Consider the following 17,111-nt stretch of genomic DNA (forward strand, 5'->3'; position numbering starts at 1 on the left):
GCAGGGGCGCCGCTCAGCGCCGACCGAGCTCGGTCCGCACCTCGAGCAGGAGCTCGAAGCCCACGAATTGCGCGATGGCGGTGGCCCGCTCGTAGTTGGCCGTGTCCTTCCAGCCCGAGATCAGCACCGGCCGGTAGACGCAGCTGACGCCGAGGACGGCGCGGCGCGACACCTCCAGCTCGACGCCGACGCCGCTGAAGATGAGCGCGCCGCCCGTCTCGACGCCCCACTCGTTGCCGTAGACGATGCCGCCGATGCCGGCGGAAAAATACGGGGCCGCTCGGTAGCCGATGTCGGGCAGGTACCTCATCTCGGCGCGCAGCTGCTGGAAGATGCCAAGCCGGTAGAGGTTGCTCGAGTCCATCTTGGTGAACTGGTACGCGCCGCCGAAGTACCAGGGGCCCGGCGAGCGGTACCCGCCGCGGATCGCGAGCCCGCCGCCGCTGCCCAGGATGCACGAGTACAGGGGCCCCGACCGCGGGCAGACGGCGCCGGGGTCGAGGCTGATCTCCGCCACGAGGGCGACGCCGTACTGCACGTACTCGACGTGCAGCGGCGGCGGCCGGGCGGCGAGCTCGACGCCCGGCTTGACGGGAGGCGGCAGCGGCTGCGCGGGGGTGGCCTCGTTCCCCTGCGCGGCGCCCTCGGTGGGCGTGGCGAGGCCGGCGTCGATCCTCTCGCCCGCGGCCTCGCCTGTCCTGGCGCCGGCGGGTACGTCCGGCGCGGCGCGGGGGAGGTCGCTCTCGGTCTCGCGATCCGGCGGAGCGGCCGGCGCTGTCAAGGACAGCAGGGCTCCTGCCGCGAGGGTCGCAGCCGGGAGCGCGCCGGGCGGAGGTCGTAAACGCACGAGCTGCTTGAGATACGCGAGAGATCTGCCGCCGGCAACGCCCCTCCGCGGCGCGGGCGACGGGGCCCGTGGGCGGCCGTCCGGCCCCGGGCCTCTCGGCGCGCCGGCGGCACGCCCCAGGAAAAGAGGGGACGGGAAGGGGAGGCGAGCGGTCTCTTGGAGCTCAACGCCATACGCCGCTTGACGGCGGCTGCGAGGGTCGCCTAAACGAAGCCACCTTCATGGAGATTCACCTCGACAAGCGTGCCGTAAAGCAGATCCGCCTCTCTGCGGCGGATGCCGTTGAGGAAGGCGACACCGAAGCGCTGCGCGAGGACGTCCTCGAAGCGTTCTCGGAAGAGCAGGTCGAAGAGATCGAGCGTCGTCTGGACAGCGGTGATTTTTTTGAGTTCTTGACCGACGTGCTCGACGAGTGGGGGGGCGACGACGTGGACGAGCTCTTCGAGCTCCTCGAGACGCAGCTCGGCGACATCGGCATCGATCTGAAGTCCGAGCCGCGCGAGGACGACGATGACGTCGACGAGGCCGAGGACGACGACCTCGCCGACGATGACGACGAGGAGGACGACGACGCCGAGCTCGAGCCCGCGGACGACGAGGACGACTGAGCGCGGGCGGGCCGCCGCCACGGCGACGCGCCGGGCGGCGCCCCCGCGTCAAGGGGCTTTTTCACCGTCGAGCTCGCGGACGATGTAGTCCGCGCACGGGCGCTGCGCCGCCGGGAGCGACGGGCAAATCGCGTGCGCGCAACGCGCGTAGCGCGAGTCGGGGAGCTCCCGGGTGATCAACGCCGCGGTGGCGCACGCTTCCCTGGTCCGGCCCTCCTCGCGCCACAGCTTCGCCTCGGCCCAGAGCGCGTCGTCGCGCAGGATGGACGCGGGGTGGTTCGTGTAGAGCTTGCGCAGCTCGCGGCGCGCGGCCGCGCGATCGCCGAGCGCGTCGCGGTAGAGGCGCGCGATCTCCAGCTGCGCGTCGTCGAACTTCTCGCGGTCGTAGCTGCCCGTCACGGCGGACTCGCGCGGCGCGAGCATCTCCCTCAGGTAGCCGATGGCCTCCTCGGGGCGCCCGAGGGAGGCGGCGATCTCCGCCGCGTGGAACAGCGCGTTGTCCGTCAGGTTGCCGGCGGGGTACGGGTGCGCGCGCGCGGTCGCGACGAACGCGCGCAGCGCGCCCTCGCGATCGCCGCTGCGCTCGAGGAGCAAGCCCGCGTGGTAGGCGACGTCCTGGTCGAGCGCTGTCCCGCGGAACGACGGGCCTTGTCGCCGCAGCCACGCGAGCGCGCCGCCCGCGCCGGCGCGCTCCTCCTCGCGCTGGATGAGCCGCTTCAGCGCGTTGCGCGCGAGCCCGTGCGACGGGTGTCGACGCGTCGCCGCGAGGAGCCTCGCGAAGCCCGCGTCGGTGTCGCCGTGCTCGATCGCGAGATCGGCGAGCTCGAACTCCGCGCGCACCGAGCGCGGCCCATGCGGCGAGTCGGCGAGCAGCCGCTCGTACGACGCGCGCGCCTCGCCCCAGGCCTCCGCGCGCTCGAAGGCGCGCGCTTGCATGAGCCGCGCCTCGTCGCGGTCCTTCACGCGCAGCGCGCGCGAGGCGGCGCCGTCGAACGAGCGGGCCGCCTCGCGGTAGCGCCCCGCGTGGTAGGCGCGCTCACCGGCGCCCATCGCGGCGAGGTAGGCGTCGCCGCGCGCCGGCGCGCACGCGGGGCCGAGCAGCGCGGCGATCGCGAGGGCGAGCGCCGCGGCGGAGGCGTTCGCGGCGATGCGACGGCTCATGCGCGCACGCCCGCGGCGCCGCGATCGCGCGGCGAAGACAGCACCTCGGCGAGCGCCTCGGCGAGGGCGCTCGCCGCGGGCACGACCTGCTCGGGCGCGACGTCGAGGTGGGTCACGGCGCGGACGGTGCACCTGCCCGTCGCCCCGACGAGCACGCCGCGCCGCCGCGCAGCGTCGACGAGCCGCTCGGCCGGGATCCCCGGCGCGTCGACGTAGAGGATGTTCGTCTCGGGCTCGTCGATCGTCGCGGGCGGCGCCTCTGCTCCGGCCGAGCGGGCGGCGCGGTGCGCCGCGTCGCGCATCGCCCGCGCGATGGCGCGCGCGGCCTCGTGGTCCTCGGCGATGCGGCCCTGGTGGTGCGCGAGCGCGTACAGGGCGGCGGCGGCGAGCACGCCGGCCTGCCGCATGCCGCCGCCGAGCATCTTCCGGAAGCGCAGCGCGGCGCGCGCCACGTCGGCGCCGCCGCACAGCGCGGAGCCGACCGGGGCGCCGAGCCCCTTCGAGAAGCACACGCTCACCGTGTCGAACGGCCGCGCGAGCTCGGCGACCGTCCGGCCGGAGGCGACCGCCGCGTTCCAGAGGCGCGCCCCGTCGAGGTGGAGCGCGAGCCCGTGCGCGCGCGCGACGGACGCGATGGCGACGACGTCATCTTGCGGGAAGACCCGCCCGCCGGCGCGGTTGTGGGTGTTCTCGATCGCGACGACGCGCGTGCGCGGCAGGTAGTACTGCGGCGGCTTGATCGCGTCCTCGACGTCCGCCGCCTTGAACAGGCCGCCGCGCCCGGCGAAGACGAACTGCACGCCGCTCCAGGCGGGGGCGGCGCCGCTCTCGTAGAACGCGCAGTGCGCGCCCTCGCCCGCGATCACCTCGTCGCCGCGCTGCGTGTGGCAGAGCAGCGCGATCTGGTTGCCCATCGTCCCGCTCGGCACGAACAGCGCGGCCTCCTTGCCCGTCAGCTCCGCGACGCGCTCCTCGAGCCTGCGCACGGTAGGGTCCTCCCGGTACACGTCGTCGCCGACCTCGGCCGCCGCCATGGCCGCGCGCATGGCCGCGGTCGGTCGGGTCACCGTGTCGGAGCGGAGATCGATCATCGCTTGCCTCCTGAAACCTCGGCTGTCGGCCCGCGCCGACATGCTAGCACCGCGCCCTGCGCCCCTACGCGGGGCTCTCCGCCGCGAGCCGCGGGAAGCGCTCGGCCATCCGCCACGCGATGCGCGTCGCCATCGCCATGATCGGCACCTGCGAGTTCACGCCGATGCTCGTGGGGAGGATGGAGCCGTCGGCCACGAAGAGCCCCGGCAGCTCGAAGCACTCGCCGTCCTGGTCAACGATCCCGCGCCGGGGATCGTTCGCCACCCGCGCGCTCCCGAGCGGGTGGAACGCCATGCACTCGATGCGGCGCGCGTCGATGGACGCGCGCTCGGCCGCGAGCGCGGCGTCCATCGACGTGATCGGCGGCTCGCCGATCATCGCGGTGTAGACCTCGCGCGCGCCGGCGGCGATCGCCATCTCGCTGAGGAGGGTGATCGAGCGGCGCAGCCGCGCGAGATCCCGCGGCGCCATCGCGTACGAGACGAGCGGCTCGCGGCCGGGGCCGGGGCGGACGCGGCCGCCGCCCTCGTCGTGGATCATGGCGCCGAAGACGGCGCAGCGCGGCAGCGCGCGGACCCGCCGCCGCAGCGCGGGCCCGACGCCGGGGAGGCCCGCTGCGAGCACGTTCACCGCCGAGTAGACGCCGACGAGCTTGATCCCCTCGGCGTCGAAGTGGTCGGAGTAGACGCTCTGGAGCGCGCCGTCCCAGCCGTTCAGCGCGTCGTCGAACCGCGCGACAACGCGCACCGCGGGGTGCAGCGTCACGTCGTTGCCGAGCGCGCCGCTCGCCTTGAAGGCGCCCGCCGTGCGGAGGAGCAGCGGCGTGTGCAGCGTGCCGCACGCCGCGACCACGGCCTTCGCGCGCACGCGGAACCGGCGCGGCGGAGCCCCCGGCTCGCCGCCGAGCAGCCTCCCCTCGACGCCGGCGGCGCGCCCGCGCTTCACGTCGATCCGCTCGACCAGCGCGTCGGCGACGACGCGCGCGCCGTGCGCGGTGGCTGACGGCAGGTAGGCGACGTCGACCGAGCGCTTCGCCCCGGCGGGGCAGGTGAAGTTGCACCGGCCGTTCCCCTCGCACGCGTCGCCGGTGTTGCGGCGGAGCGGGCGCATCGGGATGCCGAGCCGCCTCGCCCCCTCGACGAACCGCGCCGTCGACGCGGAGCGCATCGCCTCGGGGACCTCGCGGACGTCGAGCCGCTGCTCGACGCTCTCGTACGCCGCCTCGAGCGCGCGCTCCGACAGCTCGTCGAGGCCGAGGTCGCGCACCCACCGCGCGTGGACGCCGCCCGGGATGCGGAAGCAGACCCCGCCGGTCACCACCGACGAGCCGCCGACGGCGCGCCCCTGCGTGAGCGAGATGATCGGCGTCTGGCCCACGCCGAACGCCGTGACCATGCCGCCCTCGCGGAACAGCCGCCGCAGCGACTCGCTGGGCTTCCAGCGCTGGTAGTCGTCGGGGCGGTAGTAGGGGCCCTCCTCCAGCACGATGACGCGGCGCCCCGCCTCGGCGAGCAGCGCCGCGACGACCGCGCCGCCGGCGCCGGAGCCGACCACGACGACGTCGCACGGCTCGTCGAACCCGGCCGGCAGGTCGCGCCCGCGGACGATCGGCTCGCTCGACGCGATGGCGCCGGTCACGCGCCACCGCCTGCGCCGGACGTGGCGGCGGGCTGCGCGCGCGGGCCCTCGTCCGCCTCCCCGCGCGGCGCGGCCGGAGCGACCGCGGCCGGGCGGAGCCCGGGCAACCTGCGCCGCGCCGCGGTGCTCTCGCGGTCGAGGCCCGTCAGCGCGAGCTCCGCGCCCTCCTCGAAGGCGGAGATGCACATGGGCACCTTGAAGGCGACGAGCAGCATCGCGAGGAGCCCGGAGCGGCTCGACTCCAGCGCCTCGAGGTAGGCGAGCCGCCGGCCGAGCGAGAGCCGGCTCATCCGGCCGAAGGCGCCGATCACGAAGAGCGGCAGCAGCTCGAGGCACGCGGCCAGCAGCGCGAAGCCGCGCCGCGTCTCGGGGCTGGCCTGCCCGAGGGAGAGATCCAGCGCCGCGACCGCGCGCTCGCACACCTCGGCGCCCGGCGGGGCGAGCTCGCCGCGCTCGTCCTCGTCGCAGAGCATCGCCTCGGCGGCGGACCACGCGACGCGGCGCGCCCAGGGCGAGAGCCCGCGCCCGGGGCGGTCCAGCCGATCGAACCCTCGCGCGGCGCGTTCGCGCGCGCCCTCTCCCGCGTCCTCCTGCATGGCCGCGAGAGCCTAGCCCGGATCGACCCGGCGCCGAGATCCAAGGCGGCGCGCGTCGCGGCCGGGTGGTCTCGGGCGCTGGCCTCGGCCACGCAGAGGGGGCGCCCTTGAAGATCGGCCGCTGCTCGCCGCTGCGTTCGCGCGTCGTTGCAGAACGACATCCTGGCGGTCCGCGGGAGATGCGCGCCGCGCGCTCGCGTCGAGGCCCGGGTCGCGCCGGGCCGGAGCGCGCTCGGCCGTCGCGCGCGCGGGCTGGCCGTCGCGGATCCGGTTCTGATATTCAGCTGAACGGCCGGGGGAACACGGAGGAACGATGGCGGAGCGATCGCTGCAGCACCGGGATTCCGAGAGCAAGGACGACGAGACGCTGAGGAGAGAGGCGCGCGTACACCTCGCGAGCGAGCCGGCGCTGCAGCTCGTGGCCGAGCTGATCGCGCGGCTGCGCGAGCTCGATCTGCCGTGGTGGACGCCGGTCAAGCTGCGCGAGCGCTTCGGCGCGGTCGAGCGGATGGACTGGTTCCGCGAGCGGAGCGACGTTCGCCAGCAGATCACGACCTCCCTCACCGGCCTCTCGCCGCGGGCTGCCCGCCGCAAGACGCCGGACTTCCAGGGCGCGCTCATCGACTCCGTCATCGACGAGGGCGACATCACCCCGCGCGCGTTCGAGGCCGCGTTCGATCCGCGCGATCTCTCCGTGTACGGCCCGGCCGGGGGCTACTGGCAGTTCTTCCGCGAGTCGATGCCGTGGGATCAGGACACGCCGCAGCACCAGGAGATCGTCGCCTGGCTGCTCAAGGCGCTGCTCGCGGACCGGAGCCCGTTCGAGGGCATCGGCAGGACGCCGATCCTGACGCCGTGGGACGTGCGCACGGCGATCGACGGCCGGCTCTGGCAGACCCGGATCCCGCTCGAGGTCCGCGTCGCCATCGACAACGCGCGGCTCAACCAGGAGCGCGAGCGCCCGGGCGTGCCGTTCCACGCCGACGGCGAGCTCGCGATCGCCGGGCCGGACGTGATCGCAGCGAACATCCCGCCGCGCGAGATCCTCCCCGTGGTGCAGCTCGCGCAGAAGGCGATGCGCTTCGACACGCTGCGCGCCGCCACGCCGAGGGCGGCGCCGGCGGAGCTGTCGTCAGGCCGCAACGGCGCGCCGGGCAGCGCGCCCGCGCCGGCAGCGTCGGCGGCGGGCGCTCCGGCGGCGTCGGTGTCGTCCGGCGGTGCGCCCGTGTCCAGACCGGCGGCGTCGGCGCCCGTCTCGCCGGGCGGTGCGCCCCTGCCAGCGTTTGCGGCGCCGGCCCCCGCCTCGTCCGGCGGCGCGTCGGCGCCGGTGGCGCCTGCCTCCGTCTTGTCCGGCGTCGCGCCTGATCTGGGCCAGGCCGCCAAGCCCGCCGTGGGCGCCGCTCCGGGCGGGGCCTCCTCCGGGGCGGCGAGCTCGCCGTCGGGAGGTCTCCCGCCCTCGGTGAGCAGCCCGCCGATCGGCTCTCCCGCGGGCCCGAGGCCGGCAGGGAGCATCACGTCCCCGAGCGCGATCGTGGCGAAGCCGTCGGCTTCGGCGGGCCCCGCAGCGGCGTTCGTCTCGTCGCAGGTGGCCGAGCCGCCGCGCGGCAGGCTCCCCAGCGACCCGGGCACCTCGTCGGCGCGCCCGTCGACGCCGCCCGCGCCCCCGGCGCGCCCGTCGACGCCGCCCGCGCCGCCCGCGCCCCGTGCGTCGACGCCGCCTGCGCCCCCGGCGCCCCGCGCGTCGACGCCGCCCGGGCCGAGCTCCTCGCCGGCCGGGGTCGAGTCGCTCGACGACCTCGAAGAAGAGGAGGACGGCGACGGAGCCGACGGTGCTGCGCCCGACAGCGAGCGCACGAATCCGTGGGCGGTCTCGGGCGACGAGAAGGCCAAGGACGACCTGGACGACATCGGCGAGGTGGAGCCGGCGAAGTAAAGCTGTCCGAGGGCGCGAAGCCGCCCGCGCGACACGACGCACCGCTCCGCCGCAGCACGGCGCGGCCGCAGCACGGCGCGCCGCGCCGCGCCGCCCAGCGCCGAGCGGCTGTCTTCATCTTTCTTCACGCGCCTTCCTGCACATCCTTCACACGCCCTGCGCAGCTTCGTCGTGGCTCGGGGCCGCGCGTCTGCGGCTCCGGTCACCTGCGGCCGGGGCCGCGCTCGCGTCCGGACGAACCGGGGCCGCGCGGACATGCCCCGTGCACGTATTGACAGCGGAGACGCTCACGGAGGGTACTCATCATGTTGGGATTCGTCGTTGGAACGGCCTGTCTGATCGGCCTGATCATGACCCTGAGGCGCGGCGGCCGGTACGATTGCGGCGGGCACTGGGGCGCGGGGCCGGGCTCCTTCGGTCGGCGCGGCTTCGGCGGCTTCGGCTTCCGCCGTCGCTTCTTCCTGTCGTTCCTCTTCGACCGGCTCGGCACCACGCCGTCGCAGGAGAAGGTCATCGTCTCGGCCGTCGACGAGCTCCGCGCCGCCGCGGACGCGCACCGCAGCGAGCTCCGCAGCACGCGCGCGGACGTCGCGGCCGCGATGCGGAGCCCGAGCCTCGACGAGACGCGCCTCGGCGAGCTCTTCGCGCGGCACGACACCGCCATCGAGTCGCTGCGCAAGGCCGCGGTCGGCGCGCTCGGCAAGGTCCACGCCGTGCTCGAGGATCGCCAGCGCGAGCAGCTCGCGGATCTCATCGAGATCGGGCCGGCCGCCTTCCGCGACCTGTGGTCGTCCGGCAGGGCCGGTGGGCGCGGCCACCGCGCCGATCCCTACAGGACCCACGGCGACTGGGCGTGAAGGAGGAGACCATGATGCGACGCCAGATCACGATCACGCTGCTCGTCCTCGGCACCGTCTTCGGTTACGCCTCCGGCTTCTCCTCGCTGCGCTGCCGCGCAGAGGCCCGCCGCGACGCCTTCCAGCGCCACGTCGCGTCCCTGTGCGTGGACGCCGCGCGGGGGGCCGAGCGCTCCTCGTGGCGGAGCGCCGCGCCCGCGCGCCCCGGAGCGCCGGAGCCCGACACCGGCGCGGGCCGCTGAGCTATACACAAGGGAGGCGGCAGCCGCGCGCTGCCGCCCCTGCTCCCCGGGGTCCTCCATGGCGCTGCGGCTGCTGCTCATCGACGACGACACGAGGCTCCACGCCTTGCTCGCGAGCTACCTCGAGCAGAACGGGTTCACGGTGACCGTCGCGAGCGACGGCGCGCGAGGCCTCGCGGCGCTCGCCGCGGGCACCTTCGACGCCGTCCTCCTCGACGTGATGATGCCCGGCATGGACGGCATCGAGGTCGTGCGCCGCATCCGGCAGAAGAGCTCGATGCCGATCCTCATGCTCACCGCCCGCGGCGACGAGGCCGATCGCGTGGTCGGCCTCGAGATCGGCGCCGACGACTACATCGCGAAGCCGTTCAGCCCGCGCGAGCTGCTCGCGCGCCTCCGGGCCGTGCTCCGGCGCGCCACGCCCGACGCCGCCGGCGAGCGGATCGTGGCCGGCGACATCGCCATCGACGTGCCCGGCCGCGTGGTCAGCGTGGCGGGCAAGCCGACGGAGCTCACCGGCATCGAGTTCGATATCCTCGTGGCCCTCGCGCGGCGCGCCGGCCGCGTCGTCGCCCGCGACGCGCTCCTCGAGGAGGCCGGCCGCGGCGACGTCAACGTCGGCGGGCGGACCGTCGACGTGCACATCTCGCACTTGCGCCAGAAGCTCGCCGACGATCCCAGGTCGCCGAAGCTCATCAAGACCGTGCGCGGGGTCGGCTATGTGCTCGCCAAGGACCGCGCGTGATCCGCTACCGGTCCTGGCTGTACGAGAACGGGCGGAAGGTCTCGATCGGCCGCTTCCTCAGCGCGCGGCTGCATCGCCGGATCTTCATGTGGTTCGGCGCGACCATCCTCATCACCGCGTTCGCCGCGTTCGCGACGGTCGGGGCCATCGATCGCGTCGGCAACTCCGGCTGGCGGCACGAGCACGCCCGCGCCCGGTCCTTCGTGAGCCACCAGTTCCAGCGGGTCTGGGCCGATCCCGTGGCCCGCGACGCCCTCGCCCGCGTGATCGCCGAGGATTTCGACACCGATCTCGAGCTCCGCGACGCGACGGGGCGGAGGCTCGCGCGGTACGGCCAGCCCTGCCGGGTGCACACCCTTGTCGCATCGGTCCGCGGCGAGGGCGGTCCGCTCGGCACGGTGCTCCTCTGCCCCGGGCGCGGCCGGTCCGGCGCGCCGCTCCGCCTCGCCCTGCCGCTGCTCGCCGTGGGCGTCGTCCTGTGGGGGGCCTCGGGCCTCATCTCGCGCCGCCTCGCCCGCCCGCTCGTCGATCTGGCCCACGTCGCCCACGAGATCGGCGCCGGCAAGCTGTCGAGCCGGGTCCGGCTCGACTGCCACGGCCAGGGCGAGGTCGGCGTGGTCGCCGAGGCGGTCAACGACATGGCGGGCCGCATCGAGCGCCAGATCGCCGACCAGCGAGAGCTCCTCGCCGCCGTGTCGCACGAGCTCCGCACGCCGCTCGCCCGGATCCGCCTGCTCACCGAGCTGGCCCGCGGGAACGGCGGGCCGAGCGTGTCCGTGCTCGACGACCTCGATCGCGAGGTCATGGAGATCGACGCGCTCGTCGGCGATCTCCTGGCGAGCTCGCGCATCGATTTCGCGGCCCTCACCGTGTCGCGCCTCAGCCCGGCCGAGACCGCGATCCGCGCGCTCGAGCGCGCGGGGCTGGACCCGACGCTGCTGGAGGTCGCCGAGGGGACGCCGGCGTTCGCGGCGGACGCGACGCTGCTGGCGCGCGCGCTCGCCAACCTGCTGGAGAACGCGCGCGCGCACGCGGGCGGGGCCGAGCGGTTGCGGGTCCGTCCCGGCGGTCCGAGCCGTGTGGTCTTCGAGGTCGAGGACCGCGGCCCCGGGTTCACGGACGGGGAGGAGACGCGCATCTTCGAGCCGTTCTTCCGGCGCGAGCGGGTGCAGGGAAGCGAGAGCGGCGCCGAGCGCGGCTCGCTCGGCCTGGGCCTGGCGCTGTGCAAGCGCATCGCCGAGGCGCACGGGGGCCGCGCGTTCGCCGAGAGCCGCGAGGGCGGCGGGGCGCGCGTGGGCATCGAGCTCGCGCTGCGTCCGCCCGCCAGCGCCGCGCGGCTCGCGCGGCTCGCCGACCGCCCTCGCCGCGCCTAGCCCGATCGCGAGCGGACCGGGCCGGCGGGGGCGTTCCCGCTTGACCGCGCGATGGCGCGGGTGCGACGCTCCGTGAGCTCGCGACCATGCGTATCCTTCTCTGTGAAGATCAGGACGCGATCCGGCGCATGATCGAGGCGCTGGTCGGCGCGAGCGGCCATGAGGTCATCGGCGTCGGCACCGGCCGCGAGGCGATGGAGCGCGCCTTGACCGAGCCCTTCGACGTGATCCTGCTCGATCTGATGCTCCCCGGGAGCATGGACGGCTTCGAGGTCTGCGCGCGCCTCCGCGCGGACCCGGCCACCGCCAGCCTGCCGATCATCGTGATCAGCGCCCTCGACGACCGCGAGTCGCGCGCCCGCGCCGAGGAGCTCGGTGCGACCGCGTACTACGCGAAGCCGTTCCGGCCTCTCGAGCTCCTGGAGTACATCGGCGGGCTCAAGGCCGCGCGGCGGCGCTGAGCGGCTCCCCGCCGCGACGGCGGCTCCCCGGCCGGCGCAAGAGCGTGCTGGAACGCGGCGCGGGTTTTGGCTACACCCGCGGTCATGCACACTCGGTGGCGCGGGGTTATGGCTTCGATGCTTGCGGCGGTCGCCCTGGCGGGGCTCGCGGGCTGCGAGGGGGACAAGGGCAAGGCGCAGGTCGCCGTCGATGCGGGCGCGCTCGACGCCGGCCCGGCGCTGCCGGTCGTCGGCGGCAAGCTCGGCGCAGCGCTCGCCGAGGCGGCGGCGCCGGGCGGCCCCGAGAAGCGGTCGCCGCCGGGCAGCGCGGCGGACGGCCCGCCGGAGAACGGCGTGTTCTCGCCGCAAGCAGCGCTCGCCGCGCTCCCGAAGGACGTGCCCTACAAGCTCGAGGTCATCGACGACGGCAGCGAGCCGCGGGCCAGGCTCGCCCCGAAGATCGACCCGAAATCCGAGCAAAAGCTCACCATCACGCTCGGGCTGCGCATGGGCGGGCCGCAGGGAATGCCGAACCTCGATTTCGGCGTGAGCCTCAAGGCGGAGAAGCCGGCGGACCCGCCCAAGGACGGCGCGGCCGCACCCGCGGCAGGCGCGGCGCCGACGAAGGTGACCGCGAAGGTCACGTCGGCGACGCTCGCGTCGATGTCCGTCGGCGGGCCGCCGAAGGAGCTCGCCGACGCGCTGGCGAAGCTGAAGGGCAGCTCGCTGCGCTACGATCTCTCGCCGGCGAACGTGGCCAGCAATTACAGGCCCGAGCTGGCCAAGGACGCCGATCCCGGGCTCCAGCCGGTGCTCGCCGCCCTCGGGGAGGCCATCGCGCTCCTCACGCCGCCGCTGCCGGACAAGCCCGTCGGCGCGGGGGCCTACTGGATGGTCGCCGACCGCGTCGTGGTGTCGGGCGCGCAGCTGCCGGTGCTGCGGTACCGGGTCTTCAAGATCGAGAAGGTGGAGGGGGATCTCGTCTCGTTCAGCGTGGATACGCGCCAGTACGCGGAGGGGGCCGATCTCAAGCTGCCGGGCCCGAACGGCGAGGTCACGCTGACCATCGACCGGGTCGACTCCTCCGGAAAGGGCACGTTCACCTGGTCGCCGTCGAGCTACGCGCCGGGCACCGCCGACGCCTCGCAGCGGCTCCAGGCGCTCCTCGTGCCCCCCGGCGCCAGCGCCCAGCAGGCCGCCCAGCGCAGCGTGGCCCAGGTCGAGCTCACGGCGAAGTTCGCGACGCCGGCGGCAGCGCAGTAGCCGCCGGCCCGCCGCGCAGGGGCGAGGGCGGCGTGCGTCCCGGTCGCCGCCCGTGGACCGTGGAGAGCCTGGCGACCGCGCCCTGCCCTGGAGCGGCGCGGCGGTGCCCGGGGGCGTTGGCTAATCCCGTGCATGAGCGCCCATGCGGGGAGGCGTGGCGGCTGTCCGACCCGGCTGGCAGAGGCGGGCGGGCAGGCGGCGCCACGGCGCAGGCGGCATGACCTACGGGTGCGGGCGGAACATGCACGGGTGCAGTCTCGAGGCCTACCTCGAGGAGCCGGGCCTCACCGAGGGACAGCGGAGGCGGCTGCGGCTGTTCCGCACGGTGGAGGACGCCGCGAGCGATCGCGTGGAGCAGCTGTGCACGTGCAGCGGGCTCGACGTGACCGACGCGGCGATCCTCGTCGTGTCTCCGGCGGCGCGCCGGCTGTTCTTCCGCAGCGCCGCGCCCGGCTGCGCGGAGCCGCCGGGCGCGAGCGTCATCGTCGGCCATCGCGCGCGGCTCCACGCGTTCCTGCACGCCGCGCTGCCGCCCGTGGACGAGGCGCCGTTCGACCCCTACGCCGACCTGCTCGCTCCATCCCCGCCCCAGTGCGTCCGAGTGCTCATCGTGGACGAGGACTCGCTCACGATCCTGAACTACGGCGCGTTCATGGTGGTGAGCCTCGACCGCAGCGAGATGCCGACGGCGTAGCGACCGGCCCTCCGCGGGCAGGTCAGAAGCGCACGGTGAGGCGGAGCGGGCCGAGGGCCGCGCGCGGCGAGGCCTGCCTGCGCGGGGCGCCGGCGGGGTCGCCATCGAGGACCAGCACGAGCACGCCGGCGCCCGCCGCGATGAGGCCGGCGCCCGCGACGATGTCGCCCGCGAGCGCCTGGGCGCGCGCGGCGTCGGCGGCGTCCCCGTCCCGCGTCGGCGCGTCCGACGCGCTCGCGACGCCGAGGAGGCCGATCGCCACGCCGGCCGCGACGGTGGCCAGGCCGCCGGCGAGCAGCGCGATCGGCACGACGCGGACCGTCGCGGCGTCGGGCGTGGAGCGGAGCGCCGCGCCACGCGGCCGCGCGCTCGCCGAGGGCGCTCGCGGCCCGGCGGACGCGTCCAGCGTGGCGTCGCGCTCCAGGCTCATCACGACGACGAGACGGCTCCCCGGCGTCGCGGCGACGGTCCGCTGCGCCTCGCGGTAGCCCGGCGCGCGCGCGATCACCGTGTGGTCCCCCGGGTTGAGCGGCCGCGGCCGATCGAGCGCCGCCACGGGCACGTCGACCCCATCGATCTTCACCGCGAGGCCGGCGACGTCGGCCGGGGAGAACCTCAGATCGAGCGCTGCGATCTGGCGCTCGAGCTCCTGCACCGCCTGGCGCGCGAGCTTCTCGTACGCCTTCGTCGCCGGCGCGGACGGCTCGACAAGGAACGCGCGGAAGCTCTCCAGCGCCTCGACGAGCTGGCCGGTCTGCTGCTGAGCCACCCCGAGGCTGTAGAGCGTGATCGGCGCGCGCTTGATCGCGAGCGAGCGCTCGTACTGCTTCCGCGCCTCCTCCCAGCGGCCCTGCTCGGCGAACTCGGAGCCCTCGATGAAGATCTCGCGCGCGACCGCGACGTCGGCCGCGCTCTGCGCCGCGGCGGGCGCCGGCGCGGCGAGGAGCCCCGCCGCCGCGACGAGCAGCGCGAGGGGGCCCGCGAGCGCTCGCGTCCGCCGCGGCGTCACGGCCTGAACCGCTCCCCGTCGGCCACGAGCGAGAACCCGTCGAGCCCGGACCACAGGATGAGCTCGGTCCCCGTCCAGACCCCCACGCCGTAGCTGTGCTGCTTGGCCGCGGGCGACATGCTCGCGCCCCACCCTGCCATGGGATCGTACAGCTTCCCGTCCTTTCTGAATGCCGTGTCGTTCCGCCCGCCTGCGATGAGCGCGCGCGCGCCGGTCCACCCGGTCCAGCCGGTGCGCCGCTCGCTGCGGCTGCGCCGCGAGGGAGCGTCCTTCTTGTCGACGGCGAGCCAGGTGCCCGCCGCCGCGTCGTAGCTCGCGCCGTCGTCGAGGAGGTCGTCGTTCTTGTCCTGGCCGCCCCAGACGAGCAGCCGGTTGCCCATCCAGACCGCGAACGCATCGGCCCGCGGGCCCGGCGCGCCCGCGGTGGGCAGCGCTCGCCACACGTCCGTCGTGGGGTTGTAGGCGTACCCCTCGTTCGTTGTCGCCTCGCCGGCGCGCCCGCCGAACAGGTAGAGCTCCGTGCCCGACCAGGCCCACGCGACGCCGTCGCGCGCGGGGGCCGCGCCGGCGCTGGAGACCGGCGCCCACGCGTCGGCGACGGGGTCATAGAGCCCGCCGCCGGCGGCGGGGGCGCCGCCCGCGGTGCCGCCCCAGATCAGGAGGCGCGTGCCGGTCCACACGGCGAACGGCGACCGCCGCGCCGTGGGGGCGTTCGTGGTGCTCATCGCGCGCCAGGTCTGCGCCACCGGGTCGTACGCGCCGCCGGTGGACAGGCCCGACGTGCTCGCGAACGTGCCGCCGCCCCACACGAGCACCCGGGAGCCCGTCCACGCCGCGCCGGCGACCACGCGGGCCGAGGGAGCGCCCTCGCCGCCCACCGGCGACCACGCGTCGCGCGCCGGATCGTAGAGCGCCCCGTCGTCCACGTCCCCGCTCGCCGTGCGGCCGCCCCACACGAAGAGCGCGTTTCCGATCCAGGTCGCCGCGGCCAGCTGCCGCGGCGCGGGCGCGCCGATCCTCGTCATGAGGACCCACGCGGGCGTGCACGCGCCGTCGCGGCACTCGCGCCCGCTCAGGCAGGCGTTTCCGCACGCGCCGCAGTGCTCGACCGAGCCCAGGCTGACGCACGCCCCGTCGCACGCCGCGAGGCCGCTGCCGCAGGGCGGGATGCAGGCGCCGCCCGAGCAGATCTCGTCGCCGCTGCAGTCGGCGCTCGTGCAGCACTGGCGGCACGCGACGAGGCTGCAGCACTGCTGCCCTTCGGCGCAGGCCGTGCTCCGGCACACCGTGCCGCCGTCGGCGCACACGTCCGCGGTGCAGCCGTCGCCATCGGAGCAGTCCGCGTCCGAACAGCAGGCGCGGCAGTCTGCGCCGCAGTCGTGCGGCGTGAACCCCCCGCACGCGCACGCGCCGGCGGCGCACGCGGCGCCCGGCTTGCAGACGGTGCCGCACGCGCCGCAGTGCTGCGGATCCCTGGCGAGGTCGGACTCGCAGCCCGGGACGGCCGGATCGCAGTCGGCGAAGCCCGCGTCGCACGCCAGCGCGCCCGCATCGCAGTGCTGGTGCGGCCCCGCGGCCACGTCGCACGCGCCGCAGTGCCTGGGGCTCGTCTGCATGTCGACGCACGAGAAGCCGCACGCGGTGAGGCCCGCGGCGCAGGTGGCCATGCACGCCGTGCCGTCGCAGAACGGCGTCTCCGGCGCGCACTGCGCGCCGCAGGCGCCGCAGGTCGCCGGATCGGCCGCGGGCGACTCGCAGCCGGGCAGGCCGTCGCAGTCGAGGAGCCCGTTCGCGCAGGCGCAGCCGCCGCCCGGGTCGCAGATCATGCCGTCCGCGCAGGTGTCGCCGCAGGCCCTGCAGCGCTCGCTCGTGCCGAGCGTCGACTCGCAGCCGTCATCGGGCGAACCGTTGCAGTCGTCGTACCCCGGCTGGCACCCGCACACGCCCGCCTGGCACTCCATGTTCGGCCCGCAGGTGACGCCGCACCCGCCGCAGTTCGCCGGGTTCGACGAGCCGTCGGTCTCGCACCCCGTGTCGTCGCGCTCGTCGCAGTCGAGGAGCGGCGGCGCGCAGGCGCACTGCCCCTCGTCGCAGATCGCGCCCGAAGGGCAGCGGAAGGAGCAACCGCCGCAGCGCTCGGGATCGCTGGTGAGGTCGACCTCGCAGCCGTTGGTGACGATGTTCCCGTCGCAGTTGTCGAAGCCGAAGACGCACTCGGACGAGCAGTGGCCGCCCACGCACAGCGTGTGCAGGCACGGCGCGCCGCACGCGCCGCAGTTCGTCGGATCGTTCAGCACGCTGGTGCACGACCCGCCGCAGCACGACTCCCCGGCGCCGCAGGCGTTGCCGCAGGCGCCGCAGTGCGCTCCGTCCTGGCTCAGGTCGACGCACGCGCCGCCGCAGCAGGCGTCCGCCGCGCAGCCCGGCGCGCATGCGCCGCCGTTCGGGGTCTCGGTGCCGTCCTCGGACGGCTTGTCGGAGAGGGCGCTCTCCGCGAGCAGCGAGCAGGCGCCGGTGAGCACGGCCAGCGCGAGCAGCAGCGGCCAGCGCGCGCCGAGCGTGGGCTCGCGATGTCGCGTCTCGCGCGCGGGTCTCACCTCCGGCGGCATCGCG

16 protein-coding genes are annotated in these 17,111 nt (G+C 75.4%); 9 read left to right on the forward strand and 7 right to left on the reverse strand.

The window, feature by feature from the left end:
• Window positions 1-13: 13 nt before the first annotated feature.
• On the reverse strand, window positions 14-781 hold the full coding sequence (locus WME75_RS10475) for a hypothetical protein (RefSeq protein WP_437489304.1): 768 nt from the start codon (window positions 779-781) through the stop codon (window positions 14-16).
• A gap of 134 nt (window positions 782-915) precedes the next feature.
• On the opposite strand from WME75_RS10475, the gene WME75_RS10480 reads away from it, so the two are divergent.
• Window positions 916-1,455: a hypothetical protein gene (locus WME75_RS10480; RefSeq protein ID WP_437489307.1), complete on the forward strand. Its 540-nt coding sequence runs from the start codon at window positions 916-918 to the stop codon at window positions 1,453-1,455.
• Between the two features lie 48 nt (window positions 1,456-1,503).
• Here the strand turns inward: WME75_RS10480 and WME75_RS10485 are convergent, their stop codons facing one another.
• From WME75_RS10485 to WME75_RS10500, 4 genes are all read right to left on the reverse strand, one after another.
• Window positions 1,504-2,616 (reverse strand): tetratricopeptide repeat protein, encoded by a 1,113-nt coding sequence (locus tag WME75_RS10485; RefSeq protein ID WP_437489310.1) that lies wholly within the window; start codon window positions 2,614-2,616, stop codon window positions 1,504-1,506.
• Window positions 2,613-3,707, reverse strand: a complete 1,095-nt coding sequence (gene ltaE, locus WME75_RS10490; protein ID WP_437489313.1) for a low-specificity L-threonine aldolase — start codon at window positions 3,705-3,707, stop codon at window positions 2,613-2,615. The genes WME75_RS10485 and ltaE overlap by 4 nt, the downstream gene beginning before the upstream one ends.
• 64 nt (window positions 3,708-3,771) lie before the next feature.
• Entirely contained in the window at window positions 3,772-5,346 is a 1,575-nt protein-coding gene (locus WME75_RS10495; protein ID WP_437489316.1) for a GMC family oxidoreductase N-terminal domain-containing protein, read from the reverse strand.
• Window positions 5,343-5,942, reverse strand: a complete 600-nt coding sequence (locus tag WME75_RS10500; protein ID WP_437489318.1) for a hypothetical protein — start codon at window positions 5,940-5,942, stop codon at window positions 5,343-5,345. The genes WME75_RS10495 and WME75_RS10500 overlap by 4 nt, the downstream gene beginning before the upstream one ends.
• 313 nt (window positions 5,943-6,255) lie before the next feature.
• Between WME75_RS10500 and WME75_RS10505 the strand changes: the two genes are divergently transcribed.
• The 8 genes from WME75_RS10505 (at window position 6,256) to WME75_RS10540 (ending at window position 13,489) form a co-directional block, all read left to right on the forward strand.
• On the forward strand, window positions 6,256-7,875 hold the full coding sequence (locus WME75_RS10505) for a hypothetical protein (protein WP_437489320.1): 1,620 nt from the start codon (window positions 6,256-6,258) through the stop codon (window positions 7,873-7,875).
• Between the two features lie 305 nt (window positions 7,876-8,180).
• Window positions 8,181-8,732, forward strand: a complete 552-nt coding sequence (locus WME75_RS10510) for a Spy/CpxP family protein refolding chaperone (protein WP_437489322.1) — start codon at window positions 8,181-8,183, stop codon at window positions 8,730-8,732.
• 11 nt (window positions 8,733-8,743) lie between these two features.
• Window positions 8,744-8,974, forward strand: a complete 231-nt coding sequence (locus WME75_RS10515) for a hypothetical protein (RefSeq protein ID WP_437489325.1) — start codon at window positions 8,744-8,746, stop codon at window positions 8,972-8,974.
• 58 nt (window positions 8,975-9,032) lie between these two features.
• Window positions 9,033-9,719: a response regulator gene (locus tag WME75_RS10520; protein ID WP_437489327.1), complete on the forward strand. Its 687-nt coding sequence runs from the start codon at window positions 9,033-9,035 to the stop codon at window positions 9,717-9,719.
• Window positions 9,716-11,092 carry a HAMP domain-containing sensor histidine kinase gene (locus WME75_RS10525; protein WP_437489330.1) on the forward strand — a complete coding sequence of 459 codons (1,377 nt, stop codon included), beginning with the start codon at window positions 9,716-9,718 and terminating at the stop codon, window positions 11,090-11,092. Before WME75_RS10520 ends, WME75_RS10525 begins: the two co-directional genes overlap by 4 nt.
• Before the next feature lie 86 nt (window positions 11,093-11,178).
• A complete protein-coding gene (locus WME75_RS10530) occupies window positions 11,179-11,553 on the forward strand; it encodes a response regulator (protein WP_437489333.1) in 375 nt (124 codons plus the stop codon).
• 108 nt (window positions 11,554-11,661) lie between these two features.
• A complete protein-coding gene (locus WME75_RS10535; RefSeq protein WP_437489336.1) occupies window positions 11,662-12,795 on the forward strand; it encodes a hypothetical protein in 1,134 nt (377 codons plus the stop codon).
• A 241-nt stretch (window positions 12,796-13,036) separates the two neighbouring features.
• A complete protein-coding gene (locus tag WME75_RS10540) occupies window positions 13,037-13,489 on the forward strand; it encodes a hypothetical protein (protein ID WP_437489339.1) in 453 nt (150 codons plus the stop codon).
• 22 nt (window positions 13,490-13,511) lie between these two features.
• Here WME75_RS10540 and WME75_RS10545 read toward each other — a convergent pair whose 3' ends face one another.
• Together WME75_RS10545 and WME75_RS10550 are read right to left on the reverse strand one after the other, a co-directional pair.
• On the reverse strand, window positions 13,512-14,498 hold the full coding sequence (locus WME75_RS10545) for a hypothetical protein (RefSeq protein ID WP_437489341.1): 987 nt from the start codon (window positions 14,496-14,498) through the stop codon (window positions 13,512-13,514).
• On the reverse strand, window positions 14,495-17,107 hold the full coding sequence (locus WME75_RS10550) for a Kelch repeat-containing protein (protein ID WP_437489343.1): 2,613 nt from the start codon (window positions 17,105-17,107) through the stop codon (window positions 14,495-14,497). Before WME75_RS10550 ends, WME75_RS10545 begins: the two co-directional genes overlap by 4 nt.
• Window positions 17,108-17,111 lie beyond the last annotated feature (4 nt).

Source organism: Sorangium sp. So ce1014 (assembly GCF_051521505.1).
Lineage (GTDB): Bacteria > Myxococcota_A > Polyangia > Polyangiales > Polyangiaceae > Sorangium.

Coding starts and splice junctions, on each gene's coding strand:
- WME75_RS10540 (WP_437489339.1), top strand. CDS start 13,037: ATGCACGGGTGCAGTCTCGAGGCCTACCTCGAGGAGCCGGGCCTCACC.
- WME75_RS10505 (WP_437489320.1), top strand. CDS start 6,256: ATGGCGGAGCGATCGCTGCAGCACCGGGATTCCGAGAGCAAGGACGAC.
- WME75_RS10500 (WP_437489318.1), bottom strand. CDS start 5,942: ATGCAGGAGGACGCGGGAGAGGGCGCGCGCGAACGCGCCGCGCGAGGG.
- WME75_RS10510 (WP_437489322.1), top strand. CDS start 8,181: ATGTTGGGATTCGTCGTTGGAACGGCCTGTCTGATCGGCCTGATCATG.
- ltaE (WP_437489313.1), bottom strand. CDS start 3,707: ATGATCGATCTCCGCTCCGACACGGTGACCCGACCGACCGCGGCCATG.
- WME75_RS10515 (WP_437489325.1), top strand. CDS start 8,744: ATGATGCGACGCCAGATCACGATCACGCTGCTCGTCCTCGGCACCGTC.
- WME75_RS10535 (WP_437489336.1), top strand. CDS start 11,662: ATGGCTTCGATGCTTGCGGCGGTCGCCCTGGCGGGGCTCGCGGGCTGC.
- WME75_RS10550 (WP_437489343.1), bottom strand. CDS start 17,107: ATGCCGCCGGAGGTGAGACCCGCGCGCGAGACGCGACATCGCGAGCCC.
- WME75_RS10530 (WP_437489333.1), top strand. CDS start 11,179: ATGCGTATCCTTCTCTGTGAAGATCAGGACGCGATCCGGCGCATGATC.
- WME75_RS10520 (WP_437489327.1), top strand. CDS start 9,033: ATGGCGCTGCGGCTGCTGCTCATCGACGACGACACGAGGCTCCACGCC.
- WME75_RS10485 (WP_437489310.1), bottom strand. CDS start 2,616: ATGAGCCGTCGCATCGCCGCGAACGCCTCCGCCGCGGCGCTCGCCCTC.